Annotated in this window: 12 protein-coding genes and 1 pseudogene; 3 read left to right on the top strand and 10 right to left on the bottom strand. The window is 57.2% G+C overall.

Annotated features, from left to right (window positions below; all coding sequences use genetic code 11):
* Nucleotides 1-64: 64 nt before the first annotated feature.
* From AC3B8H_RS12075 to AC3B8H_RS12120, 10 genes and pseudogenes are all read right to left on the bottom strand, one after another.
* Nucleotides 65-454 (bottom strand): annotated as a pseudogene (locus AC3B8H_RS12075) (REP-associated tyrosine transposase); the annotation flags it as partial.
* Between the two features lie 261 nt (nt 455-715).
* Nucleotides 716-3,046 (bottom strand): MMPL family transporter, encoded by a 2,331-nt coding sequence (locus tag AC3B8H_RS12080; protein WP_488441823.1) that lies wholly within the window; start codon nt 3,044-3,046, stop codon nt 716-718.
* Nucleotides 3,027-3,656, bottom strand: a complete 630-nt coding sequence (locus AC3B8H_RS12085; protein WP_488441824.1) for an outer membrane lipoprotein carrier protein LolA — start codon at nt 3,654-3,656, stop codon at nt 3,027-3,029. The genes AC3B8H_RS12080 and AC3B8H_RS12085 overlap by 20 nt, the downstream gene beginning before the upstream one ends.
* Nucleotides 3,593-4,024, bottom strand: coding sequence for an acyl-CoA thioesterase (locus AC3B8H_RS12090; RefSeq protein WP_488441825.1), 432 nt, complete (start codon nt 4,022-4,024; stop codon nt 3,593-3,595). Before AC3B8H_RS12090 ends, AC3B8H_RS12085 begins: the two co-directional genes overlap by 64 nt.
* Nucleotides 4,017-5,546: an HAL/PAL/TAL family ammonia-lyase gene (locus AC3B8H_RS12095; protein ID WP_488441826.1), complete on the bottom strand. Its 1,530-nt coding sequence runs from the start codon at nt 5,544-5,546 to the stop codon at nt 4,017-4,019. Before AC3B8H_RS12095 ends, AC3B8H_RS12090 begins: the two co-directional genes overlap by 8 nt.
* A gap of 165 nt (nt 5,547-5,711) precedes the next feature.
* Entirely contained in the window at nt 5,712-6,476 is a 765-nt protein-coding gene (locus tag AC3B8H_RS12100) for an inositol monophosphatase family protein (protein ID WP_488441827.1), read from the bottom strand.
* A gap of 76 nt (nt 6,477-6,552) precedes the next feature.
* Nucleotides 6,553-7,845 carry an ammonium transporter gene (locus AC3B8H_RS12105; RefSeq protein WP_488441828.1) on the bottom strand — a complete coding sequence of 431 codons (1,293 nt, stop codon included), beginning with the start codon at nt 7,843-7,845 and terminating at the stop codon, nt 6,553-6,555.
* A 129-nt stretch (nt 7,846-7,974) separates the two neighbouring features.
* Nucleotides 7,975-8,313 carry a P-II family nitrogen regulator gene (locus AC3B8H_RS12110; RefSeq protein ID WP_064024330.1) on the bottom strand — a complete coding sequence of 113 codons (339 nt, stop codon included), beginning with the start codon at nt 8,311-8,313 and terminating at the stop codon, nt 7,975-7,977.
* Nucleotides 8,314-8,495: 182 nt separating this feature from the next.
* A complete protein-coding gene (locus AC3B8H_RS12115; RefSeq protein WP_488441829.1) occupies nt 8,496-9,896 on the bottom strand; it encodes an ammonium transporter in 1,401 nt (466 codons plus the stop codon).
* Between the two features lie 24 nt (nt 9,897-9,920).
* Nucleotides 9,921-10,259: a P-II family nitrogen regulator gene (locus AC3B8H_RS12120; RefSeq protein ID WP_064024325.1), complete on the bottom strand. Its 339-nt coding sequence runs from the start codon at nt 10,257-10,259 to the stop codon at nt 9,921-9,923.
* Between the two features lie 410 nt (nt 10,260-10,669).
* On the opposite strand from AC3B8H_RS12120, the gene AC3B8H_RS12125 reads away from it, so the two are divergent.
* The 3 genes from AC3B8H_RS12125 to AC3B8H_RS12135 all read left to right on the top strand — a co-directional run.
* Complete coding sequence (locus AC3B8H_RS12125; RefSeq protein WP_488441830.1) at nt 10,670-11,977, top strand: porin; 1,308 nt, start codon at nt 10,670-10,672, stop codon at nt 11,975-11,977.
* Nucleotides 11,978-12,123: 146 nt separating this feature from the next.
* Nucleotides 12,124-13,533, top strand: a complete 1,410-nt coding sequence (gene glnA, locus AC3B8H_RS12130; RefSeq protein ID WP_488441831.1) for a glutamate--ammonia ligase — start codon at nt 12,124-12,126, stop codon at nt 13,531-13,533.
* 114 nt (nt 13,534-13,647) lie between these two features.
* The coding region (locus AC3B8H_RS12135; protein WP_488441832.1) for an exodeoxyribonuclease III at nt 13,648-14,336 on the top strand (689 nt) is incomplete at its 3' end.

Raw genomic sequence — 14,336 nt, forward strand, 5'->3', positions numbered from 1 at the left:
CTATTTATCGCTCTGTTCAAAACCTTGCTATTCTACTGCACGGCGATTTATTGTTAAGCGCTTAATGAATATAATCGACATGCCTGACGAAGTCGTCCTCGTTTCTAATTCGATGCTCCCAAAACCGTCTTTGCCGTATACCCCGCTCCTGTTTGCGTTCACGGCTTTTGGAAATTCGTTCTCCCTTTTCGACCTGTTTAGTAAACTGGGTCTTAATGAGCCGCCAGCGACAACTAAAATCATCGTCGCCTTCCGGCAAGGTCCAAATGGCATGGAGATGTTCCGGTAACACAACCATCGCGTCGATATTAAACGGGTGTTGATGTTTTACATGACGAATAGACTCGCGAAGCAGTTCAATCCTGTCGGTCAGCAAAGTCCGATTTCGTTCCGCCAAATTGACGGTGAAAAAATAACAACCGCCTTTGAGACGATGTCGGCGATATTCTGTCATATATCATTGATTGGCGTTTCGTTTGATGGGTTTCGCTTCGCTCTACCCATCCTACTGTCGGCATTTGGCGCCCCCCTGATTATTGGATAACTCTTGTCGGTTGTCTCCTCTGGGTCGAATCCAGTTATTCACTCCATCTCCACCTGACAAACGACCTCCGCCGACAAACGCCAAAAATATAGCCGCAATTTGCGCGGACGCCTAGCATCCGTTCGATTCGTCAGCTTATTTAATCAATAGAATCGGTCCGAACCCAAACCGCTAACTCCGGCCCGGCCGGGCGGTAAAACCGACCAGCGGCGCTAGTAAGAATGCAGTGGTGATGCCGACCGCCAAAGTCAGGCCGAATGCGTGAACGATCGCGGTGGAGCTCAGCGCCAGCAGTCCGTAGGCCAGCAGGGTGCTGAACGCGGATAGGGTGACGGCGAGTCCGGTGGAGTCGCGCCGCTCGCTGCCGGCCAGATGAAAAAACACCGCATAATCCACGCCGACTTCCAACACCAGCATCAACGCAAACAGGTTGAACAACGTAAACAATTCGCCGCGCCAACCCAATACCGCCAGGGCCATCGCCATGGCGACGGCCGGCACGGCCATGACCTGCAAACCGCTCCTCCAGCCCAATTTAAACACCAACGCGGCCGATAACAGGCTGCACACGCCGAGCAACAAGCCGGCGACCATCGCGCGGTAGCGCGCGAATAGCGCCGACATTTGCCCGGCCTGATCCACCCAAGCCACGCCGGGCAGCGCTTGCAACGCGGCGAGTCCGGCTAGATCGGCAACACCGCTTAATGCCACCACGCTTCGGCAGGTGCCGGCGTCGCAACCCAGCCACAGGCCGCGCTGGCCGGGATCGGCGGCTGCCAGCCAATCGGCCAGCGGCAAGACCCGTCCCTCGGCGGCGGCAAATTGGCGAGCTTCCTCAACGGCGGCTTGCGCGCTAAAGCCCAAGCCCGTCATATAGGTTTGCAAACCGGCGGCATCGTACAGCGTGGTTTGCAACAAGCGGTAATCGGCTCGCTGCCGCTCCGGATCGGGCCAAACCGCGCTCAACGCTTCGTAGCGCGCCAAGCCGCCCTGCCCGCGAATGTCGTTCAGCCCCGTCACTAGCCGGCGTTCGTTGGCATGCCATTCAGTTTGATCGGCGCCGCTAACTAGGAAAAACTGGCTGTCGCGGCCGATCGCCAGCACTTGCTTGAGTTTGGCATCGGCGGCCAGTAAACCCGGCGGGGCCGATTGCAACAGGCGTACGTCGTCCTTGGGCTGCAATTGCGCCAAGCCGCCAATCAGCAAAACCGCCAGACCAAGCGCCAGCACGGCCCGATGGCAGTTGAGCCAGCCCGGCCAGACTTGCTGCCAGTAGCGGGTCAACCGCAAGACCGCCAGCCGATGCGGCATGCGAAAGCCGCCCAGCAAGCACGGAAACACCGCGACGACGGTCAACCACGACACGATCAAACCGATGGCCGAAAACGCGGCGATTTCCCGCAAGCCCGGAAACGGCGACCACCCCAAACCGGCGTAGCCCAGCAAGCTGGTCAACAGGCCGAAGCCGATGCCGGGCAGCACGTAGGCCAAGCCCTGGCGCGGCGTCCAATCCGGCAGGCCCATGCCGTCGCAGAAAAAATGCAGCGCATAATCGACGACCACCCCGATCAGGCTGGAACCGAACACCAGCGTCAGGATATGCAGTTTGCCGAACAGTTGCAGGCTCAAGACCCAGGCGGCGAACAAGCCGGCGGCCACCGCCAGACAGGACAGCAGCAAGGGCCGCGGGCCGCGGAAGGCCGCCCAGAGTAAGATCAGCAAGCCTATCGTCGAGCCGCCGCCGATCAGCGACATCTCTTGCTGGGCGCTATGTGAACCGTAGGCGGTAAACAACGGCATGCCGGTCGCCAGCAACTCCCCGCCCTGTTCGGCGATTTGCTCGGTCAGCCGCTGGGTGAGGCTCAGCAGGGTCTCCAGTTGGTCCAGTTTCAGATCGCTATCCGGCCATTCGCCGATCAGCAAGGCCCAATAGCGGCCGTCTCGCTTGATCAACGGCACGCCTTGGTGCAGGCTAGCCGCCAGTGGCTGCCGGGCCCGCAGGTAACGGTTGAACAACAGCCAGGGATCGCGTTCCAAGCCGGCGGCCTGTAATTGGCCGACTGGACTGTACAGCCACGCCAGATTTTCGGCGGCGATTTTGGCTGGGTCTTGGCCGAGGGTTTGGCGGGTGGCGTCGTCCAATAACTGGTAGCGATAGTCGAACCAACGCCGGTAGGCCGGGGCCGCGATGTCCGCCGAGCGTTCCAGCGGCAGACTCGGGAATAAGCCGCTGGCCGCCAGCTCGCGGTGGACTTGCCGGATTGCGGCGACGGCTTGATCGGCGCTGGCCGCGCCGGCCAGCCAGATCAGCTTGCCTTGGATTTGCCGGTTCTGCGCGGCAATCGCCTCGGCCACGTCCGGCCGCTGCTCCGCGATCGGCAGCAAGGCCATGAAACCGGTTTCCAACCAATCCCGCGACCAGTCGCGCACCGCCTGCCAAGCCAGCGCGCTCATCGCCAGACACCAAATCAGCGCATACAGCCTAGGGCGATAGACGTTCAAACTCGGCCGCCTGTGCCGGCGTCAGTTGGGCCGGATGGCTGATTTGGTCGAAGACGGTACTGGAGCGATTGCCGCCGCTTTCCAGAATATCGAAGCCGCGCAAGTCGCTGTCGCCGGACAGCACCAGTTCGGCGACGACTTTGGCGAGCAGCGGGTCCTTGGGCACGAATTGCAGGCGCCAGCCGCCGGTCTGGACGCTGCCTTGAATGTCGAAGTCGGCGCGCAAACGGGCGAGATCGCCGCCCAAAAGCGCCGGTATCAATTGGCCGAAACTAGGCGGCAGGGCTTGCTCGCCATGCTCGGAAAGCATCCGTTCTCCACCGATCAATACCGTCGAGGCGACCGGGCTGACGGTATGCCAGATCACCCCGCCACTTTGGGCGTAAACGAATTCGCCTTCCGACACCAACGGTTGCCGCAGGAAGGCCAGTTGCTTGGTTTGCCGAAAATGGCCGACCGCGATCGGCTGGGGTTGCAGCACCGCTCGGACTTGGTCCAATACGTCGCCGGCCCATGCCGGCGGCGCGAGCAGCATCAGCAGCAGGCTCAGTCGGAACACGTCGGCGCCAAGCCCAATTTGGCGAACAGTACCGGCGGCGATTGCCAGCATAGCTCGCCGCTGTGTAAATCGACGGCCACCTGTACGCTGTAACCCTTGGTTAAACGGGTCCGCTCAACCGGATCGCTGATCAGATAGTCGATTTTCAGACGATACTCCCATTCGCGCAGACTGGCCTTGACCAGCACCCGCTGGCCGAAGCGGGCCGGTTTGACGTAGCGGATGCGTAAATCCACCAGCGGCCAGGCGAAGCCGGAATCCCGCATTTGCGGATAGTTGTAGTCGATCCTGTCCAGCAATGCGCAGCGCGCGACTTCGAAATATTTACAGTAATGGCCGTGCCAGGCCACGGCCATCATATCGACGTCGTGAAACGGGATCTCGATCGCGACTTCGGCTTCCAACAAGGACTTAGTCATATAAAGACCAGCGTTGAAGGCGTATTGCCTCGAGGCAGGCGCGCAAATCGCCGTCCAAGGCGCGGTCCTCGGTCAGCGGCGCGACCAGCCGGCGCAACTCGGCGCAGGTGTCGCTCAAGGGCTCGGACAGCAACGCGCCGCCGCGCAATTCCACGGCCTGAACGCAGGCCAACAAAACCGCAGCGGCCACCTGCTCGGTCAATTCCAGGATGCGCAGACAGTCGCGGGCCGCGATCGTGCCCATGCTGACCTTGTCCTGGTTGTGGCATTCGGTGGACCGGGAAAATACGCTGGCCGGCATCGTCAATTTCAAGGCTTCGGCGGTCCAGGCCGACGCGGCGATTTGCACCGCCTTGAAGCCGTGATTTAGTGGTTCAAACTCGCCAGCCTCGCCCGCCAGATTGGCCGGCAGGCCGTGATTGAATTTGGGATCGACCAGTTGCGCCAATTGCCTGTCCAGCAAATCGGCGATATTGGCGACGGCGGTTTTCAGGGTGTCCATCGCCAGCGCGATATGGCCGCCGTAAAAATGTCCGCCGTGCAAGACGTGCTCGTCGTCGGCATCGATCAACGGATTGTCATTGGCGCTGTTCAATTCGGTTTCTATCGTTTGCCGCAGCCAGGGCAAGGCGTCTTCCAGCACGCCGATTACGTGCGGCGCGCAGCGTAGCGAATAACGATCCTGCAAGCGGCTGTCGTTGCGCGGCATTTCCGCGTGCCATTGCAAATCGGTGCGAATCCGCGCCGCGACTTTGGCCTGACCGGGATGTGGCTTGAGCCGGAACAATTTGGCGTCGAAATGGTAGGCGTTGCCTTGCATCGCGGTGACCGCCAGACTGGTGATGCGCGCCGCCAGCCGGGACAGATATTCGGCGCGGCCGAAGGCCAGACAGGCCAGACCGGTCATCGCCGCCGTACCGTTCATGATCGCCAAGGCTTCCTTGGGCTGGAAGGTCAACGGGGCAATGCCCAGTTCCGCGTAAACCTCGGCCACCGGCCGGCGCCGGTTTTGGTACAGCACGTCGCGCTCGCCGGCCAGCACGGCGGCCAGATAAGATAGCGGCGTCAAATCGCCGCTAGCGCCGACCGAGCCTTCTTGCGGGATCAACGGCAGAATGTCGCGGCGCAGCAATAAGGTCAGATGTTGCAATAGCCGATAGCGAACGCCGGAGTAGCCGCGCGCCAAACTGGTCAGCCGAGCGGCCAAAATGGCGCGGGTTTGCTCCGGATCGAATTCCTCGCCCAAGCCGCAACCGTGAAAGCGGTACAAACGCACCGGCAATTGCCCGACCAATTCGACCGGCACCGCGACGGTACAGGAGTCGCCGTAGCCGGTGGTGACGCCGTAGACGCAGCCTTCCTCGGCCAGCAAGGTATCGACGAAAACGGCGCCGCGATCGATGCGGGCGATAAAATCGGCCGCCTCGCTCAATACCGCGGCGGCGGTGCCGCGCGCGATGCCGAGCACCGCCTCGATGCTCAGCGGCGTACCATCGAAAATCACCGCCATGGACTCAGACATCGCCCGGACCCGTCGGATAGCGGTCGGGAAAAAGCCTGCACCGCCCAATGCCGCGTCTTACCGGAAAGCCTTCAAACGCGGCGGAAATCGCTACAACGGCAAAAGAATTCAGGTGCCGGCGCAATGTCGCGGTCTCGCAAGCGTTAGAATTGACGTGGGCAGCCATCACATCAACGGCAAAAGCTGATCGAGAATCTTGCCGTTGGTGGCCAGTATCTGCTTGGGAAACACGCCGGGATTGCCTTGAAAATCGGTCATGGTACCGCCGGCCTCCAGGACGACCAATGCCCCGCCGGCCACGTCGTACAGGTTCAATTCCTGTTCCCAGAACGCATCGACCTGGCCGTCGGCCACCGTGCACAGATCCAATGCCGCCGACCCCATCCGGCGCTGGCCGGTGGTCGCCTGGGCGATGCGGCAAAAGCGCGGCAGGTTGTTGTCCGGCAAATACTGGCGCAAACAAGCGAAGCCGGTCGAAACCATGCTGGCGGCCAGACTGGTCTCGTCGGATACCCGGATCGGTTTGCCATTTTTCCGGGCGCCCTGGCCTTTGGCGGCGCAGTAGTAGTCGTCAAGCGCCGGACCGTAAACCGCGCCGACCACCAAGTCGCCGGCAATTTCCAAAGCCACGCTGACCCCCCAAAAATACTGGCCTTTCGAAAACGAATGAGTACCGTCGATCGGATCGACGATCCAACGCTGATGTTGGTTGGCGGTTTGGCCGCTCTCCTCGCCCCAAAAACCGTATTCCGGCCATTTCTCGGTCAGGGCCTGCTTTAAATAATGTTCGACCGCGACATCGGCATCGGTCACCAGATCGCGAGCGCTCTTTTTGTTGACGGCCAATTGGTCGAGGTCGTTGAAATAAGTCATCGCGATCGCGCCTGCGGCGCGAACGATGGTTTCCAGTTCGGAAAGTGGGATGGGCATGAATTTCCAATGAGATTGATGATAACGGGCGGAGCCGATCTCCGCCCGCTGGCGCCGGCAACCGCCGACGCCGTCGTTACAGATTGTGGTAACCGGTTTCTTCGTGCAGCGCGATGTCGAGACCTTCGACTTCTTCGTCTTCGCTGACCCGTAAACCGATGGTTTTGTCGATCAGTTTCAAGACCAGATAGCTGAAACCGGCACTCCAGACGATGGTCACCGCCACCGCCAGCGCTTGCACGCCGACTTGTTCGGCGATGCCTATGCCGTTCAGCCCCAATCCACCGAAGCTTTCGGCCGCGAACACGCCGGTCAGAATGGAGCCGACGCAGCCGCCGACGCCGTGTACCGGAAACACGTCCAGCGAATCGTCGATTTTCAAGCCACGCTTGACGTACTGCGTCGCGTAAAAGCAGACGATGCCGGCGGTGACGCCGATAATCAAACCGCCGATCGGCCCGACAAAGCCGGAAGCCGGCGTAATCGTGCCCAGACCGGCCACCATGCCGGTGACGATACCCAGCACGCTGGGTTTGCCGAAGCGGCGCCATTCGATGGTCATCCAGGTCAAAGAACCGGCGGCGGCGGCAATGTGAGTCACCGCGATCGCCATACCGGCGCTACCGTCGGCTTTCAGCGCGCTACCGCCGTTAAAGCCAAACCAGCCGAACCACAACATGCCGGCACCGGTCACGACCATCGTCATATTGTGCGGCGGCATCGCCACGGTGGGAAAACCCTTGCGATTGCCGATAACCAAAGCCGAGACCAAGGACGCCACGCCGGCATTGACGTGAATCACGATCCCGCCGGCAAAGTCCTTGGCGCCCAGCGCGGCCAGCCAGCCGTTGCCCCAAATCCAGTGGCAAATCGGCATGTAGACGACGATCAGCCATAATCCGCTGAACCAGAGCATCGCCGAAAACTTCATCCTCTCGGCGAATGCGCCGACGATCAAGGCGGGCGTGATGATCGCGAAGGTCATTTGAAACATGAAATACACGGTTTCCGGAATATCGCCGATCACATTGGCAATACCCATGTCCGGCAGGAACAATTTGCCGGTGCCGCCCAGCCAGGGTTGCCAGACGCCGCCGTCGGCGAATACCAGACTATAAACGCCAGCCAGCCATAACAGCGACACCAGGCAGGTAATCGCAAAACACTGCATCAAGACCGACAGTACGTTTTTGCTGCGGACCAAGCCGCCGTAAAACAGCGACAAGCCGGGTATCGTCATGAACAACACCAACGCGGTGGATGTGAGCACCCAGGCGGTGTTGGCTTGATTGATGCCGTCCGCGTGGGCGGCGGCGGGCCAGATGAACAACGGTGCTGTGAGCGCGAAGACTCTTTTTGTTATTGTCATTTTTTTTGAATTTTTGCTAGGTCAATTTTTGGAGAACCAGAAACGACAAAATCGCCCTGGCCCGCGAATCGTCTTCGCGAACCAGGGCGATTAAAATGTTCGCCCAGCAATAAAACCCGCTGGGAAAATCTAAATCGCGTCTTCCCCGGTTTCTCCGGTTCTGATTCGGATAATCTGTTCGAGACTGCTGACGAAGATTTTGCCGTCGCCGATTTTTCCGGTATTGGCGGCCTTGACGATCGCCTCCACCGCCCGATCGACCACGTTATCCGCCACGGCTATCTCCAGCTTCACTTTGGGTAAGAAATCAACCACATATTCGGCCCCCCGATAAAGCTCGGTATGGCCTTTTTGCCGTCCAAAACCCTTGACCTCGGTGGCGGTAACGCCGGCCACGCCGATCTCGGACAAAGCTTCCCTGACATCGTCCAGTTTGAACGGTTTGATAATCGCTGTAATGAGTTTCATGCTATCCCCAAATTCGAATGAATAATTTGCTGTGTCGGAAGGCTACCGCCAATGATAAATAATTCCAGGCTAACCTACAATTTACCGGCTCAAGCACCGGAAAGGTGCTTTTAATGATAGCAAAAACGAACCGCCCTGACCGACGGTCCGTTTTTTCCTTGATAATCAGCAATCTCGATAGCTTAGATGTGATAAGCCGTTTCGCCGTGCTCGGTCACGTCCAAACCTTCGCGCTCGGTCGCTTCGTTGACGCGCAAACCCACCGCCACGTCGGCGATTTTGAATGCGACGAATGAGGCAATACCGGACCAGACGATCGCGACACCCACGCCCCAGGCTTGGCTGGTCACTTGGGTCAACATGTCGTATTCGGCAACCGCGTTGGCAACGTAGTCCCATACACCGGTACCGCCCAGCGCCGGACTGGCGACGATGCCGGTCCCCAACGCACCCACGATACCGCCGACGCCATGCACGCCGAAGGCGTCCAACGAGTCGTCGTAGTTCAGCGCATGTTTCAAGCGTGTGACCGACCAGAAGCACACCGCGCCCACCACGAAGCCCAAGGCAATGGAACCCATCGGTCCCGCCCAACCGCAAGCCGGGGTGATGGCTACCAAACCGGCAACCGCGCCCGAAGTCGCGCCCAACATGCTGGGTTTACCGCGTACCAGCCATTCCATGAGCATCCAAGACAACGTCGCGGCGGCCGCTGCCAGCAGGGTATTGACGAAAACCAACGCGGCCAAGCCGTTGGCTTCCAAGTTGGAGCCGGCGTTAAAACCGAACCAGCCGATCCACAACAACGACGCGCCGATCATGTTCATCGTCACGCTGTGCGGCGCGATGAATTCCTTGCCGTAACCAATGCGTTTGCCGATCAGCAAGCAACCGACCAAACCGGCCATGCCGGCATTGATGTGTACAACGGTGCCGCCGGCGAAATCCAGCGCGCCCTTTTGGAACAGGAAACCCGCCGTCGCGGCCGCCGCTTCCGCCGCGGTCGCATCGGTATAAGCGTCCGGACCCGCCCAGTACCAAACCATGTGCGCCATCGGCAGATAGCAGATGCTGAACCAGATCACGGTAAACAACAGTACCGCCGAAAACTTCACGCGCTCGGCGAAGGCACCGATGATCAACGCCGGCGTAATTGCCGAAAAGGTCAGCTGAAACGCGACATAAATGTATTCCGGCACGTATACGCCTTTGCTAAAGGTCGCCGCCATCGATTCCGGCGTAATGCCGGCCAGAAAGGCTTTGCTGAAACCGCCGAAAAATGCATTACCTTCGGTAAACGCGACACTGTAGCCGTAAACCGCCCACAAAATGGCCGACAACGAAAAAATGACGAATACTTGCATCAAGATCGACAACATGTTTTTGGCCCGAACCATGCCGCCGTAAAACAACGCCAAACCGGGAATGACCATCAACGCGACCAATACCGTGGCGACGATCATCCAGGCCGTATCGCCCTTGTTCACGGTGGCTTGAACGGCCGGTGCCGCCGCTTCTTCCGCGCCGGCAATCCCCGAGAAGCCCAACAGCGCCAACAGCGCCATGCCTGCTACATATCTCATTTGTTTAATCCCCATGGTCTAGGTTTAAAGTGCTTCTTCGCCGGATTCGCCGGTTCTGATCCGGACGACCTGCTCCAAATTAGTCACGAAAATCTTGCCGTCTCCGATTTTTCCGGTATTGGCGACTTTTACGATGGCTTCCACGGCCTGATCAAGCAACGCGTCGGCCACGGCTACTTCGATTTTAGCCTTGGGCAAGAAGTCCACGACATATTCGGCGCCGCGATAGAGTTCGGTGTGGCCTTTTTGCCTGCCGAATCCCTTCACTTCGGTTACCGTCACGCCGGAAACGCCGATATCCGATAACGCTTCCCGCACGTCATCGAGCTTGAACGGTTTTACAACCGCTGTTATCAGTTTCATAGTTCAACACCTCGTTGCTTGAGTTAGTAAAATCCCAACTCAGCCAAAGCAGAATATATGCCAGTATTTATGCCTATGTTTTTTAAGCATAATTTGCTTAAAACATTAAAATCATCCAGAGAATCGCACTCAGTTGGTGCGAAGGTTCATACGGCGCACCAATTCCTAACAAAAGCTCATTAAAAATATTAAGCAATTACGCTAAGTAGCACTAAACTAAGCACTAGCTTGTCGGACGGCAATCACATCCACCCAAGCACCACGACAGTGCAAACTAAGATTTTTGCACCAAATCCACCCAAGAATACTTGACCAGCGCCCGCTATCTCCTTGATTTCCAAAGCGTGAAGCTTGGCCCAAAAACTGCTTACTAAATTTTCGAGTACCAACTATAAAAGGGGAATACCACCATGAGACACCACTTCCAATTTCGCCGAACTTACGTTGCTGGCATTTTGGCGCTTTGCAGCGCTTCGGCCGGCGCAGAGAGCTGGACGGAATCCTCCGGCTTACTCGGCGCGGCAGGCGTAGATCCGAATGAAGCGAAATTCATGAAAGATCACAATCTGAAAATCGGCGGCTGGCTGGAAACCAGCGTCAGTGCCAACATGAACGGCAGCCATAGCGACGGCTTCAATGGTCCGGTTACATTCAACGACCGAACCGGCGAAGTTCAGTTGAATCAACTTTACCTGTATCTGCAAAAAGCAGTCACCGTAAGCGGCGACAGCTTTGATATCGGCGGAAGAGTAGATTTCATGTACGGCACCGATGCCATTTTCACTCAAGCTTACGGCACGGCTGCCGCCGACAATCGCGGCAACTGGGACTTGTATCTCACCGAACGCGGCGAGCGGTTTTACAGCATAGCTCTGCCGCAAGCCTATGCGGAAGTGAACCTGCCATTCGGTAACGGTGTTGATGTGAAAATTGGTCACTTTTATACCATCATCGGTTATGAAGTGGTCACATCACCGGACAACTTTTTCGTCACCAAACCCTACACCATGCAATATGGCGAACCCTTCACACACACGGGCGTGTTGGCTAGCTATGCCATCAACAGCAATTGGAGTGTCTCCGGCGGCGCGGTAACCGGGAGCCAGACCGGTGGCTGGGACGGTAACTTCGATAGAGGGCTAGGTAACTGGGCTTGGTTGGGCGGCGCCACCTGGACCAGCGACGATGCGGGCACATCTTTAGCCGTGACTTCCACCGCCGGCCATCAAGCTGAAAACAACAGCTCGGCTTGGTCCATGTATAGCGTTGTCGGCAAACACAATTTTACCGATAAACTGCATTACATCATCCAGCATGATCACGGCTTTACCGAAAACCTACCCGCCCAAAACGTTACCGGTGAGTGGTACGGTATTAACCAGTATTTGATCTACGACATTAACGACAAACTTTCCGGTGGCCTGCGCGCGGAGTGGTTTCGCGATCATAATGGACTCCGCGTCAATGGCCCCGGCCGCTGCTTCGCGGCTTCAGGTAACTTAGGCGCCACAAATTTTGCCTGTCCAAACAACCCAACTTACGCCGCAGGCGGGAGCAGCTATTACGCGGTGACCGCTGGTCTTAGCTATAAACCCGCCAAATGGCTGAACCTCAAACCTAACGTCCGTTACGACTTCACCGACGACATTAAAGCTTTCGACAACGGCCAGGGCCGCAATCAATTGCTTTTCACAGCTGATGTAGTAGTAACTTTTTAATTTATATTAAGAACTTACTAAAACAGCTTCCAAGACAAAGCTTCTTGGAAGCTTTGATTTTTATAGCTCTTAGCGGTAATTGATGCTATCGTTACTCGCCTTTTACAAACCAACCATAATAATTATCCAGTAGGAGAATTTGGCCGATGTCAGTAGATCACGTACTCAAATTAATCCAAGAAAACGACGTTAAATTTGTCGATTTCCGTTTTTGCGACACTCGCGGCAAAGAGCAGCACGTCACCTTCCCGGCTCATACCATTGACGAAGATACTTTCGAAGAAGGCAACATGTTCGACGGTTCGTCGATCGCCGGCTGGAAACACATCAACGAATCCGACATGATTCTGATGCCGGACGCCAGCACCGCTAAAATCGATCCTTTCTTCGACGACAAAACCCTGATCTTGCGTTGCGACATCATCGAACCTAAAGACATGCAAGGTTACGCTCGCGACCCGCGCTCGATCGCCAAACGCGCCGAAGCCTACATGCAATCCACCGGCATCGCCGATACCGCGCTGTTCGGCCCTGAGAATGAATTCTTCATTTTCGATGACGTGCGCTGGAGCACCGGCATGGGCGGCTGCTCATACCAAATCGACTCCGAGGAAGCCGGCTGGAACTCCGCGAAAGTCTATGAAAACGGCAACATTGGTCATCGCCCTGGCATCAAGGGCGGCTATTTTCCGGTTCCGCCGGTCGACTCCTTCCAAGACATGCGTTCCGCGATGTGCTTGGTTCTGGAAGAAATGGGCCAAACCGTCGAAGTTCACCACCACGAAGTAGCGACCGCCGGCCAATGCGAAATCGGTTCTAAATTCAATACATTGGTTAAAAAAGCCGACGAAGTGTTGGAACTGAAATACGTTGTCGCCAACATTGCCCACGCATACGGCAAAACCGCAACCTTTATGCCCAAACCGCTGGTCGGCGACAACGGTAGCGGCATGCACGTTCACCAATCACTGGCGAAAGGCGGTGTTAACCTGTTTACCGGTAATCTGTACGGCGGACTGTCCGAAACCGCACTGTATTACATCGGCGGCATCATCAAGCACGCCAAGGCGCTGAACGCAATTACCAACGCTTCAACCAACAGCTACAAACGTCTGGTTCCTGGCTTCGAAGCACCGGTCATGCTGGCCTATTCCGCGCGCAACCGTTCGGCTTCCATCCGTATTCCCTACGTCAACAATCCTAAAGGTCGCCGGATCGAAGTACGTTTCCCAGACTCCACCGCCAACCCTTATCTGGCATTCTCCGCCATGTTGATGGCCGGTCTTGACGGTATCCAAAACAAAATTCACCCGGGTGAAGCGATGGATAAAGATCTGTACGATCTGCCGCCGGAAGAAGAAAAAGCCATCCCGCAAGTCTCCTTCTCTCTGGACGAAGCCCTGGCTGCGTTGGATGCCGACCGCGAGTTCCTGACCCGTGGCGGCGTATTCACCGACGACGTGATCGACGGCTACATCGATCTGAAAAAACAAGACGTTACCCGTCTGCGCATGAGCACTCACCCCGTTGAGTTGGACATGTATTACAGCCTGTAAGAGGTAGGGCTGTTTCTCACAGTCCCGCATCTTTCCGGAACCCCGCAAGCCGCAAGGCTTCGCGGGGTTTTTTATGTCAACTTCTCATAGCGCCATCAACTATTCAAACCTCTTATGCGGATCATTTCGATCAACCTTAACGGCATCCGCTCCGCCGCCCGGAAGGGCTTTTACGATTGGCTAGCCGCGCAAAATGCCGACTATGTCTGCTTGCAGGAGTTAAAAGCTCAAGCCACGGACCTAACAGAGAACATGGCGAGCCCGAACGGATATCACGGCTATTTTCACTACGCCGAGAAAAAAGGTTACAGCGGCGTCGGTATCTACAGCAAATTTCCATGCGATACGGTGATTACCGGCCTTGGCTATGCCGATATCGACAGCGAAGGCCGCTATCTGGAAATCCGAGCCAAAAACCTGTCCGTGATTTCGCTCTATTTGCCATCGGGCTCCAGCGGCGAGCACCGCCAAGCAATCAAATTCGGCGTCATGGACCGCTTGTACCCACATTTGGCGCAACTTCGGGCCAGTGGGCGACATGTGGTTATCTGTGGCGACTGGAATATCGCCCATCAAGCCATCGACTTGAAAAATTGGCGAGGCAATCAAAAAAACTCCGGCTTTCTTCCCGAAGAAAGGGCTTGGTTCGGACAGCTCCTCGGCGAGCAGGGTTGGATAGATGTGCATCGGCGATTAGCGCCGGACGCCACTGACTCCTGCTATACGTGGTGGAGCAATCGTGGTCAAGCTTGGGCCAAGAACGTAGGCTGGCGTATCGATTACCAAATTGCCACGCCAACCTT

The organism is Methylomonas sp. BG-2 (assembly GCF_057766305.1).

What these genes read in the sequence shown, in the direction of transcription:
- AC3B8H_RS12085 (WP_488441824.1), bottom strand. Translation starts at nt 3,656, where the DNA reads ATGCTGGCAATCGCCGCCGGTACTGTTCGCCAAATTGGGCTTGGCGCC.
- AC3B8H_RS12090 (WP_488441825.1), bottom strand. Translation starts at nt 4,024, where the DNA reads ATGACTAAGTCCTTGTTGGAAGCCGAAGTCGCGATCGAGATCCCGTTT.
- AC3B8H_RS12095 (WP_488441826.1), bottom strand. Translation starts at nt 5,546, where the DNA reads ATGTCTGAGTCCATGGCGGTGATTTTCGATGGTACGCCGCTGAGCATC.
- AC3B8H_RS12100 (WP_488441827.1), bottom strand. Translation starts at nt 6,476, where the DNA reads ATGCCCATCCCACTTTCCGAACTGGAAACCATCGTTCGCGCCGCAGGC.
- AC3B8H_RS12105 (WP_488441828.1), bottom strand. Translation starts at nt 7,845, where the DNA reads ATGACAATAACAAAAAGAGTCTTCGCGCTCACAGCACCGTTGTTCATC.
- AC3B8H_RS12110 (WP_064024330.1), bottom strand. Translation starts at nt 8,313, where the DNA reads ATGAAACTCATTACAGCGATTATCAAACCGTTCAAACTGGACGATGTC.
- AC3B8H_RS12115 (WP_488441829.1), bottom strand. Translation starts at nt 9,896, where the DNA reads ATGAGATATGTAGCAGGCATGGCGCTGTTGGCGCTGTTGGGCTTCTCG.
- AC3B8H_RS12120 (WP_064024325.1), bottom strand. Translation starts at nt 10,259, where the DNA reads ATGAAACTGATAACAGCGGTTGTAAAACCGTTCAAGCTCGATGACGTG.
- AC3B8H_RS12125 (WP_488441830.1), top strand. Translation starts at nt 10,670, where the DNA reads ATGAGACACCACTTCCAATTTCGCCGAACTTACGTTGCTGGCATTTTG.
- glnA (WP_488441831.1), top strand. Translation starts at nt 12,124, where the DNA reads ATGTCAGTAGATCACGTACTCAAATTAATCCAAGAAAACGACGTTAAA.